The 20,864-nt window shown below is 43.8% G+C and carries 15 protein-coding genes and 3 tRNA genes; 12 read left to right on the top strand and 6 right to left on the bottom strand.

Features of this window, described 5'->3' with window-relative positions; translation table 11 throughout:
- Positions 1-59: 59 nt before the first annotated feature.
- Both K5Q73_RS09045 and K5Q73_RS09040 read right to left on the bottom strand, forming a co-directional pair.
- Complete coding sequence (locus tag K5Q73_RS09045; protein WP_220760406.1) at positions 60-2,180, bottom strand: MtrB/PioB family decaheme-associated outer membrane protein; 2,121 nt, start codon at positions 2,178-2,180, stop codon at positions 60-62.
- A gap of 15 nt (positions 2,181-2,195) precedes the next feature.
- Complete coding sequence (locus tag K5Q73_RS09040) at positions 2,196-3,155, bottom strand: DmsE family decaheme c-type cytochrome (protein ID WP_374706829.1); 960 nt, start codon at positions 3,153-3,155, stop codon at positions 2,196-2,198.
- A 420-nt stretch (positions 3,156-3,575) separates the two neighbouring features.
- Between K5Q73_RS09040 and K5Q73_RS09035 the strand changes: the two genes are divergently transcribed.
- From K5Q73_RS09035 to glnS, 3 genes are all read left to right on the top strand, one after another.
- The gene (locus tag K5Q73_RS09035) at positions 3,576-3,815 is read left to right on the top strand and encodes a FeoA family protein (RefSeq protein WP_220760411.1); all 240 of its coding nucleotides are present in this window, start codon (positions 3,576-3,578) and stop codon (positions 3,813-3,815) included.
- Positions 3,808-6,102 (top strand): Fe(2+) transporter permease subunit FeoB, encoded by a 2,295-nt coding sequence (feoB, locus tag K5Q73_RS09030; RefSeq protein WP_220760412.1) that lies wholly within the window; start codon positions 3,808-3,810, stop codon positions 6,100-6,102. Before K5Q73_RS09035 ends, feoB begins: the two co-directional genes overlap by 8 nt.
- A 182-nt stretch (positions 6,103-6,284) precedes the next feature.
- Positions 6,285-7,955 (top strand): glutamine--tRNA ligase, encoded by a 1,671-nt coding sequence (gene glnS / locus K5Q73_RS09025; protein ID WP_220760413.1) that lies wholly within the window; start codon positions 6,285-6,287, stop codon positions 7,953-7,955.
- 352 nt (positions 7,956-8,307) lie between these two features.
- Here the strand turns inward: glnS and K5Q73_RS09020 are convergent, their stop codons facing one another.
- Positions 8,308-8,904, bottom strand: a complete 597-nt coding sequence (locus tag K5Q73_RS09020; protein WP_220760414.1) for a Yip1 family protein — start codon at positions 8,902-8,904, stop codon at positions 8,308-8,310.
- Positions 8,905-9,122: 218 nt separating this feature from the next.
- Here K5Q73_RS09020 and miaE point away from each other — a divergent pair, with 218 nt between their 5' ends.
- Positions 9,123-9,911, top strand: coding sequence for a tRNA isopentenyl-2-thiomethyl-A-37 hydroxylase MiaE (gene miaE / locus K5Q73_RS09015; RefSeq protein ID WP_220760474.1), 789 nt, complete (start codon positions 9,123-9,125; stop codon positions 9,909-9,911).
- A gap of 43 nt (positions 9,912-9,954) precedes the next feature.
- Here miaE and K5Q73_RS09010 read toward each other — a convergent pair whose 3' ends face one another.
- Both K5Q73_RS09010 and K5Q73_RS09005 read right to left on the bottom strand, forming a co-directional pair.
- A complete protein-coding gene (locus K5Q73_RS09010; protein WP_220760415.1) occupies positions 9,955-10,671 on the bottom strand; it encodes a UDP-2,3-diacylglucosamine diphosphatase in 717 nt (238 codons plus the stop codon).
- Positions 10,672-10,681: 10 nt separating this feature from the next.
- Positions 10,682-11,176, bottom strand: coding sequence for a peptidylprolyl isomerase (locus tag K5Q73_RS09005; protein ID WP_220760416.1), 495 nt, complete (start codon positions 11,174-11,176; stop codon positions 10,682-10,684).
- Positions 11,177-11,487: 311 nt separating this feature from the next.
- On the opposite strand from K5Q73_RS09005, the gene cysS reads away from it, so the two are divergent.
- A complete protein-coding gene (gene cysS / locus K5Q73_RS09000; RefSeq protein ID WP_220760418.1) occupies positions 11,488-12,867 on the top strand; it encodes a cysteine--tRNA ligase in 1,380 nt (459 codons plus the stop codon).
- A 221-nt stretch (positions 12,868-13,088) separates the two neighbouring features.
- Here the strand turns inward: cysS and folD are convergent, their stop codons facing one another.
- Positions 13,089-13,943 carry a bifunctional methylenetetrahydrofolate dehydrogenase/methenyltetrahydrofolate cyclohydrolase FolD gene (gene folD, locus K5Q73_RS08995; protein ID WP_220760420.1) on the bottom strand — a complete coding sequence of 285 codons (855 nt, stop codon included), beginning with the start codon at positions 13,941-13,943 and terminating at the stop codon, positions 13,089-13,091.
- A gap of 467 nt (positions 13,944-14,410) precedes the next feature.
- On the opposite strand from folD, the gene K5Q73_RS08990 reads away from it, so the two are divergent.
- The 7 genes from K5Q73_RS08990 (at position 14,411) to lon (ending at position 20,839) form a co-directional block, all read left to right on the top strand.
- Positions 14,411-14,487, top strand: a tRNA-Pro gene (locus K5Q73_RS08990).
- Between the two features lie 63 nt (positions 14,488-14,550).
- Positions 14,551-14,627 (top strand) — tRNA-Arg (locus K5Q73_RS08985).
- 7 nt (positions 14,628-14,634) lie between these two features.
- Positions 14,635-14,710, top strand: a tRNA-His gene (locus K5Q73_RS08980).
- A gap of 255 nt (positions 14,711-14,965) precedes the next feature.
- Positions 14,966-16,270 carry a trigger factor gene (tig, locus tag K5Q73_RS08975; protein ID WP_220760422.1) on the top strand — a complete coding sequence of 435 codons (1,305 nt, stop codon included), beginning with the start codon at positions 14,966-14,968 and terminating at the stop codon, positions 16,268-16,270.
- 89 nt (positions 16,271-16,359) lie between these two features.
- A complete protein-coding gene (gene clpP, locus K5Q73_RS08970) occupies positions 16,360-16,971 on the top strand; it encodes an ATP-dependent Clp endopeptidase proteolytic subunit ClpP (protein WP_012155907.1) in 612 nt (203 codons plus the stop codon).
- A gap of 84 nt (positions 16,972-17,055) precedes the next feature.
- Entirely contained in the window at positions 17,056-18,333 is a 1,278-nt protein-coding gene (gene clpX, locus K5Q73_RS08965) for an ATP-dependent protease ATP-binding subunit ClpX (RefSeq protein WP_220760424.1), read from the top strand.
- Positions 18,334-18,481: 148 nt separating this feature from the next.
- Entirely contained in the window at positions 18,482-20,839 is a 2,358-nt protein-coding gene (gene lon / locus K5Q73_RS08960) for an endopeptidase La (RefSeq protein WP_220760426.1), read from the top strand.
- The last annotated feature ends 25 nt before the right edge of the window (positions 20,840-20,864 follow it).

Genomic DNA, 20,864 nt, shown 5'->3' with positions numbered 1-20,864 from the left:
TTCCTTTTTATTGACTTGGCACTTGCTGGTAGCTAATAGTTAACGTTGCTATCTCAAGGCTATAATTCGTAGCTAAATGTTAGGCCAACATAATGAGCACTATAATTGTGGCTAAGATCGCCAAACGTTAAGACATTAGGGATGGAATCGACCGTTAAACCTTGGTTTAGCCAATCTGAATCTTTATAGTTTTCAAATATCCAATCAAAACGTAAGGCCATTTTTTCGCCAATCTGGTACTTGGCGAAAGCATTGATGTTGTGCTTCTCGGCAAAGTAGTCGCCGTAAGGGGAAGTTAACCCTTGGGTTATCTCGGTATCACTCTGGCCATCGGAGTAGCTGTAATCCAATCCCAGATCGAGCTTTTTATCTAAAAGCTGTAAGTAATCGAAACCTATGCCAACTAATGTTGAAGTTTCATCTGTATTGGCGTACCAATTTGGCAGGCTAAAATTGTTGCTGCCAGCCTGATCGCTATCGCGCCAATCTTGATTAAGGTAAGCGTTTACAATGAAGTCTTCGCTGAAAAGGTAATTAGCCGAAATGTCGTAACCTTGTGTATCGACTTTGGTGAGGCCGACTAATGTATCGTTATAATCGTCACTACTGATATGCACATTGGCACTGGCCGATAACGCAGATAGCGGATTGTAGTTAACGCTGAGGCGGTATTCTTGGCGCTCTCTGTCTGCAAGGTACGACTTTCTTAAATAAGGGTTACTTAGACTTGATGTCGAACTGACGGCTTTATATGCACTGCCGGTTCTATCTTTATAGTCGGCCTTAAACCAGGCGGACCAAGAAGGCGTAATGATATAGTTCAACTTGGCGAAGAGCCCGTTCTGCTTTAAGGAGTCACGGTCTAAATCGCTATAGTCGTTGTGATCATATTGATAGCCCGCATCAAGGTAGACGTCACGATTAAAGCGGTACTTTGCAGCAAGCTTCGCTAGTTGTTTAGTTCTGTCATACTCAGGATTAATTGCTGTTCCTGAGAAATAGCTGTCAGTTATTACTTGAGGGTAGGGTTGTTGAGTTGTTTTGTTGTCTCTATCAGAGTAATCATAACTGGCTCTAATACTCAGGCCTCTAGCTAGACGGCTCGAGTATTTGAGTTTCATATCCGTTGTATCGACCTTGCCATCGAGGTTTGTTGTTGGCAGGGCGGGACTAGGGCCATTGATAGTGGCTGGTAAGAAGGCATCATCTTGAGTAAAGCTGGCAACACCTAAATGCATCAGCACTTGATGGCCATTACCACTGAGTTGTGCATTCGCGCCAATGCGGTAAGCCTTATTGTCTGGCGATACCGCGCTTTGCCCCTCGTAGGCGGCGCCAAATGTCGGGCTAAATGCATTTTGCCAAATAATCGAATCATGATCGTTTTTATACTGACTGAAGCTTGAATCTATACCAACGAGCCAACCTTTACCGTTGAAGTAAATCTTGGCCCCGAGCTCATCAGTACTGTCATCGATTGGCTGGGCGAGCATGGCACTATTGGTAAGGAAGTTGCCAGAAAATGCGCGTTTACCTTCTCTTTCTTCGTGTTGAAAGTTGATATCGGCTTGGTAAAAAGCGCCTTGATATGAAGCATCGACTAAGAAGCGATCTCTTTGAGTCTTTAACTCAATATCTCTTATATCGTCGAGTAACGTCGGCATCAGTGAGGTTGTTGCGCCTGTTTGCCAGTTAGCAGGTAATGTCAAACTGTCACCGCTGTTTGTATAAGGCGAAAGTGCGTCGTTACTTTGGTAATTAGCTAGGCCACGATAACCTAAGGCTATTTGATACTGCCCGGGTCTGCCTGTTTCAATCCTTGCACTGCCAGTGTCATAACCGAGCTTGTTGGCTGTAAAGCTTGTTTCATAGCCAGATTCGGACTTATTAACTAAATCTGCCTCTAAGTGCCCAACTGCACCATCGGTATCTGTGCCAGTGACATTACCAAAGTTGATGTCCGATGCATCGTTATAGGCTGCACCAATACCTATAGTGCCTTTAAAACCAGATTCAATGGTGCAGCGTTTACATTCCCACTTGCTAGTGTCAGCCTTTTCTCGGTTGGCACTTTGCAGACCATAGCCATCAGCAAATGCAGGCGAGATGCTGGCGCTAATTGCAAGCGCGAGTATGGATAGTTGTTGCCCTGTGTTGATATTTTTGTTTATTCCAAACATAACGGCCACTCCTTGTTAGCGCTGTAGCAGCTTGCCAGATGGATGATTAGAGCCATGGACCTGCGAATGGCAGTTCATGCAACTTTGTCCGGCATTAAAAGCGTTAGGCTTACCACCAAATACTGCGTTTGAAGTGTGACCGACCGATGAGTGACATTGTTGGCAAAGCATGGGAGGTTTGCTGATTAACATGGCTTCATTTACGCTACCGTGTGGATTGTGGCAAGTTGCGCAGTTATCTGTGACAGGAGCATGCTCCCAAAGTTTTGGACCGCGCTTTTCTGCATGGCATGAATAACAATTCTCGTTAATACTCATCTGTTTTAGGTTGGCATCCGCCAAGCTTCCGTGAGCATTATGGCAATCACTACACACCATTTGTTGCCATTTTAAGGGATGAGAAGAGCGTTTATTGATATCGGCTTTTTGTTGAGTATGGCAAGTAGTACAAACGGCTACCTCAGTACTCTTGTCCGAGATGGGGTCGTGACCTGTGTGCACCTGGTGGCAATTCGCGCAGCTCACATCGGCATTATCATGATGGTTGCCCTCCCAAGCCATACGCTTGTCATCGTTATGACAGCTCATACAAACACTATTTTGTTTCTGAGCGGGAATAGGAGAGTCTGAACCAAATGTGATCATAGGTTCTTTACCGCCACGGTTATGTTTTCCTAGAGGGCCGTGACAAGCTTCACATTGAAGATCTGCCATTGGTGAACCTTGAACATCACTTCCATGTACCCCGTCAAACAGTTCCATCACTTTTGGGCTCTTTCGGTGACACATTAAGCAGGAGTCTGCCCCCTTTGAAGAATATTGGCCTTCTGCAAACTTCTTATCTAATATAGCTTCTACTTCTGCAGGATCTTGGTTATCCCAAGGGGTTGCCATTGCATTGAAGCTGCAGCTGATTAAAGTCAGTAATATCAGTTGCACGACTTTTCCCGTGAACCATCCCGTGTTCTCGCTCATCATTCACTCCACTCGCTTTTATAAGCGATATTTTAATTATTCACACTCGCTCAGCTATATATTAGTAATTTGGTAAATTACTAATACCGAATGATAGAACAGGTCTGTGACAATTCCATAACATTAATGAGGGTTTATTTGGTGAGTTAACTGATTACTAAAGGATTTAAGGGGTTTATGTGATCTATGTCACACTCGGGTGTCGGTAAAGGAGAATCGTTTACTTTTAGAAATACTAACCATTCTTAATTAATGCGTTTATTAGTTGAGAGTTTTGTCACATAATGGCGAACACAATTGAAAATTATTATCGTTTACAGTTCCAAATGTTGATCTAGGTAAAGTTATTACTTGTTTGCCTCCTTTAAAATCAACATTAATTCAAAGAGAGTCGGGGCCTGTAAATAGGTGGAATGCACAATGAAGTTAAGTGAATTGAATCCAGGCGATATCGCCAGAATTTCTCAAGTAGGTCAAATCGACCTGCCAGCCGTAGTCAAACGCAAACTCCTTTCGATGGGGATCACCCCTAATACTCGATTCTCCTTGATCCGAAGAGCACCTATGGGCTCGGGCGTTGAACTGGATATCCGTGGCAGTAAATTATGTATGCGTCGCGATTTAGCAGATATTATTGAGGTTGAAAAAGCGAATGGCTAAACAATTTAACTGTGTCACTGTTGGTAACCCAAATGCGGGTAAATCTACACTATTTAATGCGCTCACAGGCTCTAACCAGCAAGTGGGTAACTGGTCAGGCGTAACCGTTGAGAAAAAGACCGGTCAGTTTGCACTACAAGGCACTGACGTATTTTTAACGGACTTACCGGGGATTTACGATCTTTTGCCAGCAGGTAATAGCTGTGATTGCTCTTTAGACGAGCAAATTGCCCAGCAGTATCTAGCTGATCAACCTATTGACGGCATCATTAACCTTGTTGATGCGACTAATATCGAACGCCACCTATATTTAACTGTGCAGCTACGTGAGTTGGGCATTCCGTTGGTGGTTGTATTAAACAAGATTGATGCAGCGCTTGAACGTGGCATTAAGATTGACGTAGTTAAAATGAGCGAAGAGCTAGGCTGCCCTGTGGTCGCTGTATGTTCTCGTGAAGAAAAAGACATCGAGAAGGTCAAACAGCAATTTGTAGCGCTACTTGACGGCAAGGTATCTGAAGCACCACTAGTACTTAATTACGACACTGAAATTGAATCTGGTGTAACTAGCTTATTAGCTAAAGATGACTCATTAAGCCGCGGCCGCGCACTCGCTATGCTAGCTAATGGTTTAGGTTGTGGTAAGTGTAAAAATAGCCAAATGGCAAGCGAAGTTGAGCAATACTCTCAAGCTCTATCGAGCCAAGGCAAAGATATCGAAATCATGGTTGCTACCACGCGTTTTGACTTTGTTGAGCGTGTTTTTACTGGTTCAGTAGATAGCGATAATCGCGAAACCTTTACCGATAAACTGGACAAAATTGTGCTGCATCCGGTTGCAGGTATTCCGGTTTTCTTATTTGTTATGTATTTAATGTTCATGTTCAGTATTAACGTGGGCAGTTCATTTATTGATTTCTTCGATATTACAGCAGGCGCATTATTTGTTGATCACTTAGGCGCATTTATGACTAGCCTTGGTTCGCCAACATGGTTAGTCACTATTATTGCTGGTGGTGTGGGTCAAGGTATTCAAACCGTTGCGACCTTTATTCCGGTGATCGCAGCGTTATTCTTAGCGTTATCGATATTAGAAGGTTCTGGCTACATGGCGCGCGCTGCGTTTGTAGTTGATGGCTTAATGCGCCGTATTGGCCTACCGGGCCGTGCTTTTGTGCCTATGATTGTGGGCTTTGGTTGTTCAGTACCTGCGATTATGGCTACTCGTACTTTGGGCAGTGAGCGTGAGCGCATTGTGACCGGTATGATGGCACCCTTTATGTCTTGTGGTGCACGCCTGCCAGTATATGCATTATTTGCAGCTGCCTTCTTCCCTGAGTCGGGGCAAAATCTAGTATTCCTACTATACATCATAGGTATCTTTGCCGCGATTGGTACAGGTTTATTGCTACGTAACACATTATTACCAGGCTCAAGCAGCGCGGTAGTGATGGAGCTTCCAAGTTACGAAAAGCCAAAGTTCAAAACGGTAATGGCGCGCACAGGTAAGCGAACTAAGAGCTTTATCATGGGCGCAGGTAAGACGATTGTTATCGTTGTAACTCTACTTAACTTTGTTAACGCTATTGGTGTTGACGGTACATTTGGCCATGAAGATAGCTCTGAATCGATTCTTAGTGTTGCCAGCCAAAAAGTAACGCCTTTGTTCTCGCCAATGGGTGTTGAGCAAGATAACTGGCCTGCCACTGTTGGCATCATCACGGGCATTTTTGCTAAAGAAGCGGTTGTTGGTACCTTGAACAGCCTTTATTCAGATGCTGGTGCAGGTGATGAAGAGCTAGCACCATTTAGCGAAACGCTAACAGAAGCGTTAGCTACGATTCCTGAAAACTTATTTGGTATTGCACCGGAAGATCCACTATCAATCTCTGTTGGTGATGTGTCATCGTTAGAAACAGCATCAGAAGAGTTAGAAGTTGATACTTCTACATTCGGTGCATTGCAAGCTGGCTTTGCAGGTGTAACTGCTGCATTTGCTTACCTCTTATTTGTTCTATTGTACACACCATGTGTAGCGGCAATGGGCGCATTAGTTAATGAGTTTGGTGGACGCTGGGCAGCATTTGCGGGTCTGTGGACATTCGGCTTAGCTTACGGCGTGGCAACAGTGTTCTATCAAGCGGCAACATTTGCACAGCACCCATTGCAATCAAGCCTTTGGATTGGTTTCTTTACTGTGGCGCTGGTGGTATTTTATGTTTGGCTTAAGAGAAAGGGTAAGAAAACCCAGACGATTATTCCAGGCATTAAAGTGATTACGGAATAACGCGAATAGCGTATACTGTTATCAAGTAATAAAAAGCAGCGATAATTCGCTGCTTTTTGCGCTATATGTGCTTATGCTATAGCCAGTAAAGTAGGTTTTTAAGCCTCAGTCGTTGATCCTTTACAGAAACTGTAGGATTATGCGTTTTTAGTCTTTAATCATCGTTCGCAAAGAGGAATTCCATGAGTCATGTGGACACTGAAGTACGTCCTAGTAACTTCATACGTAATATCATAGATGAAGATCTAGCCACGGGTAAGCACTCGAGTGTACAAACTCGTTTTCCGCCAGAACCAAACGGCTTTCTTCACATCGGCCACGCTAAGTCTATCTGCCTAAACTTTGGCATTGCACAGGACTACAAAGGTCAATGTAACTTACGTTTTGATGATACCAACCCTGAAAAAGAAGATATCGATTACGTTAATTCTATTCAGGCTGATGTGCAGTGGCTCGGTTTTCAGTGGGATGGTGACATTCGCTATTCGTCAAACTACTTTGATCAACTACATCAGTATGCCGTTGAGTTAATCAACAAAGGCTTAGCTTATGTATGTTTCTTAAACGGTGACGAAACTCGTGAGTACCGTGGCACGCTTAAAGAGCCAGGTAAAAACAGCCCGTTCCGTGACACCACACCTGAAGAAAACTTAGCGCTATTTGAGAAAATGCGTTTAGGTGAGTTCAAAGAAGGTGAGTGTTCACTGCGCGCTAAGATTGATATGGCATCACCGTTTATGTGTATGCGTGATCCAATCATCTACCGTATTCGTTTTGCTCATCATCACCAAACAGCCGACAAATGGTGCATTTACCCAATGTACGATTTCACTCACTGTATTTCTGATGCGATTGAAAACATCACTCACTCTCTATGTACCCTTGAATTCCAAGACAACCGTAGATTGTATGACTGGGTGTTAGATCATTTAGATGATTTCCAAGCGCCAAACAGAACACGTCAGTATGAGTTTTCAAGACTAAATCTTGAATACACATTAATGTCTAAGCGTAAGCTTAATGATTTAGTCGTTCGCAACTTGGTAACAGGTTGGGATGATGCGCGTATGCCAACAATCGCTGGCTACCGTCGTCGTGGTTACACTGCAGCTTCTATCCGTGAATTCTGTAAGCGCATAGGCGTGACTAAGCAAGACAACATGGTCGAAGTCGCCATGCTTGATGCGTGTATTCGTGAAGAGCTAAACGACTTTGCACCACGTGCAATGGCTGTGATTAATCCAGTTAAAGTGGTTATCGAAAACTACCCTGAAGGCCAAGTTGAAATCATCAACGCGGCTAATCATCCTAGCAAGGAAGAGATGGGTAAGCGCGAGCTATCTTTTGGCCGTGAACTGTTTATTGATGCAGACGACTTCCGTGAAGAAGCCAACAAGAAGTACAAGCGTTTAGTGCAAGGCAAAGAAGTACGTTTGCGTAATGCTTACGTGATCAAAGCTGAGCGCTGCGAGAAAGATGCTGATGGCAACATCACCACTATCTTCTGTACTTATGACGACGAGACTTTGGGTAAAAACCCAAGTGACGGTCGTAAAGTTAAAGGCGTTATTCACTGGGTTGAAGCAACGACTGCAAAACCAGCAGAGCTTCGCATGTATGAAAGATTGTTCAGCGACCCTAATCCTGCTGCAGCTGAATCTGTTGATGAAGTGCTAAACCCACATTCATTGACCATTAAGCATGGTCTAGTTGAAGCAAGTCTTGTGAATGCTGAAGCTGAAAAAGCTTACCAGTTTGAGCGTGAAGGCTACTTCTGCGCCGACAGCAAAGACTCTACAAAGGACGCGTTAGTGTTTAACCTAACCGTGCCATTAAGAGATACTTTTGAGTAAGACTTAATAGCCATTAAGTTTTAGCATTAAAAAAGCCGACATTATGTCGGCTTTTTGTTGCTTGCATTTTATTGATTTGGACTAGATTATACCAATCAGTATAAGAAGTTGATCTACTCAGAGCGTTTTTGGCAAACTAATTCAAGGCGAATAACTGAAAGAATGGTTGCTCCCTTGTGAAGTTATTCAACGCAGAAGTAGGCAGCCAAAAACGCTCCAGAATGGCGAGTTTTAGCGGCTCTGATACTGCGTTAACAAGCTTAAACGTAGAATAACTATGCTCTTCACTCGTTGCCTGGTCTCAGTGCCGCTAAACTCTCGCTGAGCGACCAAATCTTTATACTAATTGGTATTACTGATACATAGGGCCAAAGCCAATGCTCCAAAGGATCACGCTTGAAGCCATGAGTCCGACCAATAACACTAACCCTGCAGTGACTACTGAGCTGGCATAAATAAAGCCTTTCTCTTCAGGGATATTCATTATGATGGGAACACCTGTGTACAACAGGTAAACCGAATAGGCGAGGCCAGCTAGGCCAATAACCATAATAAACCAAAGCGTTGGATAAAGTGCAGCTAGTCCCACCATAAACAGCGGTGTAGCAGTATAGGCGGCAAGCTCTAGAGCCTGGGTGTAGCTAGGTTTTGCGTCGAATGTTTTTGCCATCCAGAAAGCAAGATAGGCCAAAGCAAAGACTCCGGCAATTAATCCGAAATACATCCCCGTGGACATGAATAACGCGCTTTGGGTCGTTAGGAACTGACGATCGCCAACGCCTAAGTCCCAGCCGATTTGTGATGTGGCAATAAATGAACAAATAGCAGGAATAAGCGCGATGATGATGATGTGGCTCAAACTGCTGCGTAATGCCTCGTGGTTTTTTTCAATTGTTTGCCACTCTTCTTTCGGATGAGTGTATAGCCCCATTAAGTGATTCAATATCATTATAGTTATCCTCGTTGGCTTTTAGCTTTTATAGTTAATTTGGCTCGCCAAACTGCAGACGAACTTGTTACAGCTCTAAGGTTATTTATTGAACAAAATCTGCGTAGAGTCAAGCCTATCGACTTAAGCATAGGTGTTAAGCTAAGACTCTGCAGAAAATAGCTGATAAAATCCCCCTCTATTGTTAGAGTCGCGATGGACCCCAAATGAACTTAGCTATGCAGCAACTATTAGCGCCAATTAATACTTTTTTGAAATGCGAAACACCAGATAGCTGGATTGATGAAGCGAAAAAGCCTGAGCGATTAAAGGGGCTGTTAATAGATCACTGCAACTGTGAATTAAAAGCCGCTCAGACCGCGATGTTTGTCGTTCGTAAATACGCGGTGGACGAGCAAAGTGGCCAAGTATTGCAAGCTTGGGCTAAGCCTTATTCTGACTTTGTCTACAGCCAAGATCGAAATATAGAGACATTTTTAGGCAACAACAGTAAAAAGAATGAGTTAGCTGCTGAGTTAATTGGGCGTAGTGACTTTGCCCATAGCGAAGACTTGATAGCTAAAATGGTGCGCCTAATTAAAGAGGAGTTCCATCATTTCGAGCAAGTGTTAGAAATTATGCATAATCGCGGTATTGCCTATCAAAGCGCCAGAGCCGGTCGTTATGCTAAAGGCATGATGAAACAAGTCCGAACTCATGATCCTGTAACTTTAATTGATAAGCTTATTGTTGGCGCATTTATTGAGGCACGCTCGTGTGAACGCTTTGCCAAACTGGCGCCGCATTTGGATGAGGAACTGAAGAAATTTTATATTTCGCTGTTGCGCTCAGAGGCTCGTCATTACCAAGACTACTTAACCCTAGCACAAGCCATATCTGATACTGATATCAGTGACCGCGTTGCGCATTTTGCCCAAGTCGAAGCGGAGTTAATATCTGCAGACGATGAAGATTTTAAGTTTCATAGCGGAGCACCGATTGTGAGTGCAAATGCAGAGGTAGCTTAAGTTTACGTCAGCTAAGAATGAGCGAAATAACGGCAAGTCATGATTACTTGCCGAAAGGTAGCTCGATTAACTCAATATTATCTTGGCTAACAGTGAGCATGCTGCCTTGCTCATACCAATCACCAACAACTATTCGGCGTTTACCATTACTCAGTTCATGGATTGCCGGGCGATGTGTGTGACCGTGGATCATTTGCTGAGTTTGGGTGCTATCAAGTAGCTCAAGCACTGCTATAGGCTCAACGTCCATAATGGTATAGCTTTTTTGCTGATTACTGCTTTGGCTTTTATTTCGTAGTTTTGCGGCAATACCGAGACGTTTAGATTTAGGCAAATGAGCATAGAGCCATTTTGCCCAACTTAAGTTACGGAACTTACGAAATCGTTGATAAGCCTTGTCGAGAGTACAAAGGCTGTCGCCATGCAAAATAACAGTAGATACGCCGTATAAATCGAGTGTATGCACTTCTGGCAATAATGTCATTCCGCTGCGCTTAGCAAACTCATTACCAATTAAAAAGTCTCTGTTGCCATGGATAAAATAGATCGGCAGCTTAAGTGAGGCTTTTTTTATCGATTTAGCAAGCTGGCTCGCGAAAGGTTCAGCGATATCGTCGCCAACCCAGACTTCAAACAGATCACCAAGTATATATAAAGCATCGGTGTCGTGAAGTTGAGTATCGAGAAATTCAAGAAAAGCTTGGGTGATATCGGGGCGATCAGCACTTAAGTGCAAATCGCCCACAAATAGAGTGCGCATCGAGGTGTTATTACTCTTCGATAGTCACTTTTTCGATGATAACAGTCTCAAGAGGAACATCTTGATGCATGCCACGGTTGCCAGTGCTAACTGCTTTGATCTTGTTAACTACGTCCATACCTTCAACAACTTCACCAAATACACAGTAACCCCAGCCTTGTGCAGACTCTGACTTAAAGTCTAGGAAAGTGTTATCGCCAACATTGATGAAGAACTGAGCTGTAGCTGAATGTGGATCAGAAGTACGAGCCATAGCGATAGTACCGATTTTGTTCGATAAACCGTTGTTAGCTTCGTTTTCAATTGTTTCGTTAGGGCGTTTTTGGCCCATGTCTTCCGTGAAACCACCACCTTGGATCATGAAACCGTCGATTACACGGTGAAAAACTGTACCGTCGTAGAAACCTTCTTTAACATAATTAACGAAGTTAGCCGCAGTGTTTGGTGCTTTTTCAGCATCTAGGGCTAACTTGATTTCGCCGTGATTGGTATGCAGTGTGATCATATTTAAAACTCTCGTTATTGAATACGTTGTCGATTATGGCTGGATTCTAACGTAATTGCCGAACGCCATAAAGTGCTGTGTGGTTAGGTTGTCAAATTTACACCTGTTCTGCAGGGTGTTTGCACTGAATTTAAGCAGAGCGTCAAAGAAATTGTCTAATGATTATAGGTATAAGATCGCAAACTGGCGTAGATGCGCCATATCTACTCGTTTTTGCGAACTTTCAACGTGAAAACAGCTTGGAACAGCGACTTTTGCAATGGTAAACTGGAAAACTAATTTTTAATTTTAGCCGTTGAAGAGAATAATCAATGTTGAAGCTTTACAATAGTCTGACCCGCCAAAAAGAGCAGTTTGTGCCACTACAACCAGGAAAGGTTGGCATGTATGTGTGTGGGGTGACCATCTATGATTTATGTCATATTGGCCACGGACGTACATTTGTATCTTTCGACATGATAGTTAGATACCTAAGATATAGCGGGTATGACGTTAATTTTCAGCGCAATATTACTGACGTCGATGACAAAATCATTAAGCGTGCCAATGAAAACAAAGAAAGTTGCGATGAATTAACTGAGCGCTTGATTGGTGAAATGCACCGTGATTTTGATGCGCTTAATATGGCACGTCCAGATAACGAGCCACGCGCGACACTGCATATGCCAGAAATTATTGATATGGTTGAAAAACTAATCGAACGTGAGCATGCCTATGTGGCTTCAAACGGTGATGTATTATTCAGCGTGTCTTCATTCCCTGAATATGGCCGTTTATCAGGGCAGAATCTTGAGCAGCTACAAGCGGGCGCTCGAGTAGAAGTTGAAGACGCAAAGCGCGATCCAATGGATTTCGTATTATGGAAAATGTCAAAACCAGGTGAGCCTACATGGGAATCACCATGGGGACCAGGTCGCCCTGGTTGGCACATTGAATGTTCTGCAATGAACAGCAAACATTTAGGTAATCACTTCGACATTCATGGCGGCGGTTCTGATCTACAGTTCCCGCACCATGAGAATGAGATTGCTCAGTCTTGCTGTGCCCATGACACGCCGTATGTAAACTATTGGATGCATACGGGAATGGTGATGGTAGATAAAGAAAAGATGTCAAAATCTTTGAATAACTTTTTCACCATTCGTGATGTATTAGGTCACTACGACGCGACTACAGTGCGTTATTTCTTGTTGTCAGGCCATTACCGCAGTCAGCTGAACTATTCTGAAGACAACTTAAAGCAGGCAAAATCTGGCCTTGAGCGTATCTATACCGCGCTTAAAGATTTAGATTTAACGGTTGCTGCTGCACCAGCTGAGGAGTTCGTGGCTAAGTTTAAGTCTGCGATGGATGATGACTTTAATACACCAGAAGCCTATTCAGTGCTGTTTGATATGGTGCGTGAGATCAACCGCCTGAAAGCGACTGATATGGCCCAAGCCTCTGCGTTAGGTGTTGCCCTAAAAGAACTTGGTGATGTGTTAGGTATTCTAGGCCAAGACGTAGATACCTTCTTTAAAGGTGAAGGTAGCGATGATGAAGTTGCACAGATTGAAGCATTAATCGCTGAGCGTAATCGCGCTCGTGCAGAAAAAGATTGGCCTGCAGCAGACGTTGCACGTGACGGCTTAAATGCATTAGGCGTGATCTTAGAAGATGGTCCAGAAGGCACCACTTGGCGTAAGAAGTAATTCTTAGCAATAAGCCGCATAACTAAATATACAAAAAAGCCTGCTAATGCAGGCTTTTCTTTTTTTGAGTAACTAGGTCTGGAGCACTTATTCCTCACCCCATGGATGGAAAGGTGTGGTATCTTTTTACTCGCTAGGTCAGGAACATTTTGCTAGAACCTAGAACCTAGAACCTAGAACCTAGAACCTAGAACCTAGAACCTAGAACCTAGAACCTCCAGTTAATCGTGATATTGCTCACAAGCATATAAAGTGTTCTCTAACAGGCTTGCGATAGTCATTGGGCCAACACCACCCGGTACCGGAGTAATGAAACTCGCGTGCTGAGAAGCAACATCAAATTCAACATCGCCAACCAGTTGACCGTTTTCAAGGCGGTTAATACCCACATCGATGACGACAGCGCCTGGTTTGATCCAATCACCAGGAATAAAGCCTGGCTTACCAACAGCAACAACCACTAAGTCAGCACGTCTAACTTTATCTTCTAAATTACGCGTAAAGCGATGACAGATGGTCGTTGTACAACCTGCTAATAAAAGCTCAAGTGCCATAGGGCGCCCTACAATGTTAGATGCACCTACTACTAATGCGTCTAAACCATAGGTATCAATCTCGGTAGCCTTAAGCAATGTCATAATGCCCATTGGCGTGCATGAACGTAGTACAGGGCTACGTTGTGCAAGACGACCAACATTATAAGGGTGGAAACCGTCTACATCTTTATCCGGACGGATACGTTCAATGACTTTTGATTCTTCGATATGCTCAGGCAGTGGTAACTGCACTAAGATACCATCAATGCTTGGGTCGTTATTACATTCATCGATTAATGACAAAAGCGCATCTTCAGAAATGCTGCTGTCTAAATCGTAAGAGCGCGACATAAAGCCTACTTCTTCACAAGCTTTACGTTTGCTGCCAACATATACTTGTGAGGCAGGATCTGCGCCAACAAGAATTACGGCTAAACCAGGGACTCTTTTTCCTGCCTCTTTGCGGGCGGTGACTTTATCTTTGAGTTGCGTTCGAATGGTTTGGGCAATGGCCTTACCATCGATGTTTTGGGCTGTCATTGGGGTTGGTGTCCTTTATACGGCGCGATAATGGAAAACGCCGACATTTTAACAGGACGTGCCAAAGGTGTCATTGATTTAGACTATTAACAAACAATTCTAATATACGGATAATAACGTAGTGCTTTATATTGCGGATAAAAGCTAATGACCTATATAAAGGAAGAGCTTCTATTTTAGCGGTTGAGTTAAGTAAGCTCTTGAGAAAATAAGGATAGAGTCAGCGGTTTATTTCGACTAGATAGCGAACTTTGCTGCTAAATTCTGCGAAAAGGTTAAAACTAAATCTATCGGGCTGTTAAATCGCCATGTGAACATCTTTTTTTAAAAAAGGCGTTGACGATATTTAGAAGAGGGGATACTATGCGCTCCGTCCTCACCGAGCAGCAAGTTGTTGTCCTTGAGGGCCAGAAACAGTAAAGGGTGTCCCAGCGTGAAAACGTACTTTACAATAGGTTTCAAAATTTCGGTGATTAGCGCAGCCCGGTAGCGCATCTGGTTTGGGACCAGAGGGTCAGAGGTTCGAATCCTCTATCACCGACCACATTTAAACTAACGTGGAACGTTAGTTGCCCAGTTCAGGAAATGAAATTTATTTCATTGCCGAGCGCCCGTAGCTCAGTTGGATAGAGCACCCGCCTTCTAAGCGGGTGGCCGCAGGTTCGAATCCTGCCGGGCGTACCATTTTGTGGTGATTGTAGCTCAGTTGGTAGAGTCCCGGATTGTGATTCCGGTTGTCGTGGGTTCGAACCCCATCAGTCACCCCACTCATTCTGTAAAGAAGTTTAAAAAGCGACCCTAGGTCGCTTTTTTTACGCCTGTAAATCACGCTTTGAGGCTCGACTCGGGCGCATTCCATAGCTATAATGTCGCGTCTTGATAATTATCAACTAAAAGATACCTGTGCCGATCGTCAGTATTTATGGGCATTTTGGTTAAATTTATGGATCAAGAAACGAATACCTGAATAGTTGAGTTTTCGACTATTGCAAAGGACGATAGACATATTTCGAGGTAAAAAAATGCAAGTTTCTGTAGAAACCACACAAGGCTTAGAGCGTCGCCTAACAATTTCTGTACCTGCTGAGCAGATCGAGAACACTGTTAAAGAAGCATTAAAAAGCGAAGCTAAGCGTGCCCGCATCCCAGGTTTCCGTCCAGGAAAAGTACCTGTAAGCGTTATTAATAAGCGTTATGGTAATGCTATTCGTCAAGATATCACTGGTGAAGTGATGCAGCGCAACTTCGTTGAAGCAATCATTGCTGAGAAGTTAAACCCTGCAGGCGCACCTACATTAACTCCTGGTTCAACTGAAGGCGAAAACTTTGAGTTTGTTGCTACTTTTGAAATCTACCCAGAAGTTGAACTAAAAGGTTTAGAGTCAATCACTGTTGAACAGCCTACTGCTGAAGTAACTGAAGCAGACGTTGATGCAATGATTGAAACGCTTCGTAACCAACACGCTACTTTTGAAGTTGCAGATCGTGCAGCAGCTGAAGGCGACAAAGCTAAGATCAACTTCGTTGGTTCTATCGATGGCGAAGAATTCGAAGGCGGCAAGGCTGATGATTTCGAACTTCAACTTGGCAGCGGCCGTATGATCCCAGGCTTCGAGTCTGGTGTTGAAGGTCACAAAGCAGGTGAAGAGTTCAACATCGAAGTGACTTTCCCAGAAGATTACCACGCTGAAAACCTTAAGGGTAAAGTAGCGACATTCGCTATTACTCTTAACGAAGTTCAAGCTGCTAACCTTCCAGAAGTTAACGACGAGTTCGCTACACTATTCGGTATTACCGAAGGTGGCATCGACGCACTACGCGGCGAAATTAGCAAGAACATGAGCCGTGAACTTGAGCAAGCGCTTAAAGCAAACGTTAAAGAGCAAGTTCTTAATGGTCTAGTTGAGCAAAACGACATCGAATTGCCAACAGCACTAATCGACGGCGAAGTAGAAGTATTGCGTAAGCAAGCTATGCAACGTTTCGGCGACCAAGCTGCAAACATGCCTGAGCTACCAGCTGACCTGTTCACTGAGCAAGCTGCACGTCGCGTTAAAGTAGGTCTACTACTTGGCGAAGTGATCAAGACTAACGAGCTAAAAGCTGAAGACGAGCGTGTTCAAGGTTTGATCGCTTCAATGGCTTCTGCTTACGAAGATCCAAGTGAAGTTGTAGCTTACTACAATGGTAACGAAGAGCTAATGCAAAACATGCGCAACGTTGCTCTAGAAGAGCAAGCAGTTGAAGCTTTGTTAAAAACTGCAACTTTGACTGAAAAAGCAGTCAACTTTGAAGAATTTATGAACAAGGCTACAGGTCGCGCGTAACCATCGCTTGACTTAAATGGCTATTAGCCATTTATAATGGCTCGTATGAGGTTCCTCATGCGGGCCATTTTTATTTAGGGAAGTTAATCATGCACAAAGCGCCAGAATCAGTACTTAACGCACTCGTTCCTATGGTTGTTGAACAAACAGCTAAAGGTGAACGTTCATATGATATTTATTCTCGCCTTTTGAAAGAGCGAGTAATCTTTCTTGTTGGCCAAGTTGAAGAACATATGGCTAACCTTATCGTTGCTCAGTTACTGTTTTTGGAGTCAGAGAGCCCAGATAAGGATATTTACCTATACATCAACTCACCAGGCGGCAGCGTAACTGCGGGCATGGCGATTTATGACACAATGCAGTTTATTAAGCCAAACGTTAGCACTGTGTGTATTGGTCAAGCGGCGAGCATGGGCGCATTTTTGTTAGCAGGCGGTGCAGAAGGCAAACGTCATTGCTTACCAAACTCTAGAGTGATGATCCATCAGCCATTAGGCGGTTTCCAAGGTCAGGCGTCGGATATTGCTATTCATGCTCAAGAGATCTTAGGCATTAAGAATAAGTTAAACACTATGCTTGCTGAGCATACTGGCCAGCCACTTGAAGTGATTGAACGTGATACTGACCGTGATAACTTCATGAGCGCTACAGAAGCTGCTGAATACGGTTTAGTCGATTCAGTGATAGCAAAACGAGGCTGATTTTTACTCTTCTCTGAGCTATGCTCAAATAAGAAGTAACGATAAGATATAGGCAGTAGAATTGCTGCAAACAGAGGTAAAGTAATGGGTGAAGACAAAGGTAACGGTGACGGCGGGAAACTGCTGTACTGCTCTTTTTGTGGCAAGAGTCAGCATGAGGTAAGAAAACTCATTGCTGGACCTTCTGTATATGTTTGTGATGAGTGTGTTGAACTCTGCAATGACATTATTAGAGAAGAGATTAAAGAGATCTCACCAAAGCAAGATCAAGACAAGTTGCCTACGCCTCATGAGCTAAGAGCACACTTGGATGATTATGTAATTGGTCAAGATAAGGCTAAGAAGGTTCTTGCTGTCGCAGTGTATAACCACTACAAGCGCCTTAGAAATGCTAGCCCTAAAGATGGCGTAGAACTTGGTAAGAGTAACATCTTGCTAATTGGCCCAACGGGTAGCGGTAAAACCTTGTTAGCAGAAACGCTTGCACGAGTGCTTGATGTGCCATTTACTATGGCTGATGCAACTACGCTTACCGAAGCGGGTTATGTTGGTGAAGATGTTGAGAACATCATTCAAAAGCTACTGCAAAAGTGTGACTACGACGTAGAGAAAGCACAGCGCGGTATCGTGTATATCGATGAGATTGATAAAATCAGTCGCAAGTCTGACAATCCATCAATCACTCGTGACGTATCGGGTGAGGGTGTTCAGCAAGCCTTATTGAAACTGATTGAAGGTACTATCGCTGCTGTGCCACCACAAGGTGGTCGTAAGCATCCACAGCAGGAGTTTTTACAGGTTGATACCTCTAAGATCTTGTTTGTTTGTGGTGGTGCGTTCGCCGGTCTTGAAAAAGTCATTGAGCAACGCGCTCATGTTGGTACGGGTATTGGTTTTGGCGCTGAAGTCAAAGGTGAAGCTGATAAGAAGACTATCTCTGATACGCTACTAGAAGTGGAGCCAGAAGATTTAGTTAAGTTCGGTTTGATCCCAGAGTTCATTGGCCGTCTACCTGTACTTGCGACACTGTCAGAACTTGACGATGAAGCTTTGATTCAGATCTTGTCTGAGCCAAAGAATGCGATCACTAAACAGTTTGCTGCATTATTTGAGATGGAAAATGTAGAGCTTGAATTTAGAGACGATGCGCTTAAAGCGATTGCTCTTAAAGCACAAACTCGTAAAACTGGTGCGCGTGGTCTTCGTTCAATCGTTGAAGGGATCTTACTCGATATCATGTATGATCTACCATCGACTGATGATGTGGTTAAAGTTGTTATCGATGAGTCAGTGGTTAAAGGCGAGTCAAGCCCAATTCTGATTTATGCTAATAACGAAGCACAAGCCGCAACAGCGGAATAATCTCTCGTCTAAAATCAGACTGTGAGTCTAAAAGGAGCCTATATGGCTCCTTTTTTGTACACTTCTTTAATTAATTCTTTTTCACCATTGAAACCTATCTAATCATCCCAATATACTCATAAGTAATCATAAAAAACGGAATCGAGCTATGACCCTAGAGCGTGATGCGCGAATCGAACTACCCGTACTACCACTAAGAGATGTGGTGGTTTATCCCCACATGGTAATTCCGTTATTCGTCGGTCGAGAAAAATCTATTCGTTGCTTAGAAAAAGCAATGGATCAAGGTAAACAAATTATTTTAGTCGCCCAGCGTGATGCTGAGTTAGACGACCCTACAAGCGATGACATTTTCGATGTAGGTACTGTTGCGTCAATCCTGCAGTTATTAAAACTTCCTGATGGCACCGTAAAGGTATTAGTCGAAGGCGGGCAAAGAGTCTGCATCGAAAACTATATCGAGCAGGAAGATATCTTTCAGGCGACAGCTCACTACCTTGAGTCTGAGCCACTTTCAGAGAAAGAAGAGGAAGTCCTCGTTCGCTCAGCCGTTGGCCAGTTTGAAGGTTACATCAAGCTGAACAAGAAGATCCCACCAGAGGTACTTACTTCACTGTCGGGGATTGATGAAGCGGCAAGACTTGCAGATACCATGGCTGCGCACATGCCACTTAAGCTTGAAGACAAACAGTCAGTGCTTGAGATGGTCAATGTAAGCGAGCGCATCGAATATTTAATGGCGATGATGGAATCGGAAATTGACCTACTTCAGGTTGAGAAGCGTATTCGTGGTCGTGTTAAAAAGCAGATGGAGAAGAGTCAACGCGAGTACTATTTGAATGAGCAAATGAAGGCTATTCAAAAAGAGCTTGGCGATATTGACGAGTCTCATGATGAGTTTGAAAGCTTAGCTAAAAAGATTGAAGAGGCGCAAATGCCTACTGAGGCGAAAGAAAAAGCCTCTGCTGAGCTGAATAAGTTGAAGATGATGTCACCTATGTCTGCTGAGGCAACTGTGGTGAGAAGTTACGTTGAATGGATGGTGTCAGTGCCTTGGCATAAGCGCTCTAAAATCAAACGTGACTTAGCTAAAGCGCAAGACGTACTCGATACCGATCACTTTGGTCTTGAGAAAGTTAAAGAGCGTATTTTAGAGTATCTAGCGGTTCAAAGCCGAGTTAAGCAGCTTAAAGGTCCCATTCTTTGTTTAGTCGGTCCGCCAGGCGTGGGTAAGACTTCATTGGGCCAATCAATCGCTAAGGCGACAGGCCGTAAGTATGTGCGCGTGGCATTAGGCGGCGTGCGTGATGAAGCGGAGATCCGCGGTCATCGTCGTACTTACATTGGCTCTATGCCGGGTAAAGTAATCCAGAAGATGTCTAAAGTGGGCGTTAAAAACCCATTATTCTTGCTTGATGAAATCGATAAGATGAGTAGCGACATGCGAGGCGATCCTGCATCTGCACTACTTGAAGTATTAGATCCAGAGCAGAACTCAGCATTTAGCGATCACTACATGGAAGTCGATTACGACTTATCTGATGTGATGTTCGTGGCAACATCTAACTCGATGAATATTCCAGGTCCGCTATTAGACCGTATGGAAGTTATTCGTCTATCGGGTTATACCGAAGATGAGAAACTTAACATCGCTAAGCAGCACTTGTTGCCTAAGCAGATTGAGCGTAACGGTCTAAAAGCCAAAGAAGTGACGGTAGACGATAGTGCTATTATCGGCATTATTCGTTATTACACCCGTGAAGCAGGTGTGCGTGCGCTAGAGCGTGAACTGTCGAAGATTTGCCGTAAAGTGGTTAAGAACATTTTGCTTGATAAGAGTATTAAGCATATTGAAGTCAACCAAGACAACCTTAAGTCATTCTTAGGTGTACAGCGTTGTGATTACGGTAAAGCTGAGTCGAACAACCAGATTGGTCAGGTCACTGGCTTGGCGTGGACTGAAGTTGGTGGTGACTTGCTGACTATTGAAGCCACATCTGTGCCTGGTAAAGGCAAGCTAACTTATACCGGCTCACTTGGCGATGTGATGCAAGAGTCGATTCAAGCTGCTATGACAGTTGTTCGAGCTCGCGCAGAACAGCTTGGCATTAATCCAGATTTTTACGAGAAACGTGATATTCACGTTCACGTACCTGAAGGCGCAACGCCAAAAGATGGCCCATCAGCGGGTGCGGCTATGTGTACAGCACTCGTTTCAAGCCTGACCGGTAACCCTGTTCGCGCAGATGTTGCTATGACCGGTGAAATTACCCTACGCGGTGAAGTGTTACCGATTGGTGGATTAAAGGAAAAACTTCTAGCTGCACACCGTGGCGGTACGAAAGTTGTTCTAATTCCAAAAGAAAATGAACGTGATTTGGAAGAAATCCCACAAAACGTCATTGCCGATCTAAAAATTTACCCTGTCAAATGGGTTGATGAAGTATTGAAATTGGCGCTTGAGCGACCAGTTGAAGGCTTCGAAGTCGTAGAAAACGTGGACTAACGCAATAAATTGCAGGATTGCCTTA

It is taken from the genome of Shewanella sp. MBTL60-112-B2, assembly GCF_019655055.1.
Taxonomy (GTDB): Bacteria; Pseudomonadota; Gammaproteobacteria; order Enterobacterales; family Shewanellaceae; genus Shewanella.
Note: the sequence above shows the minus strand (reverse complement) of the source record. Positions and strands in the feature narration are given on the sequence as shown.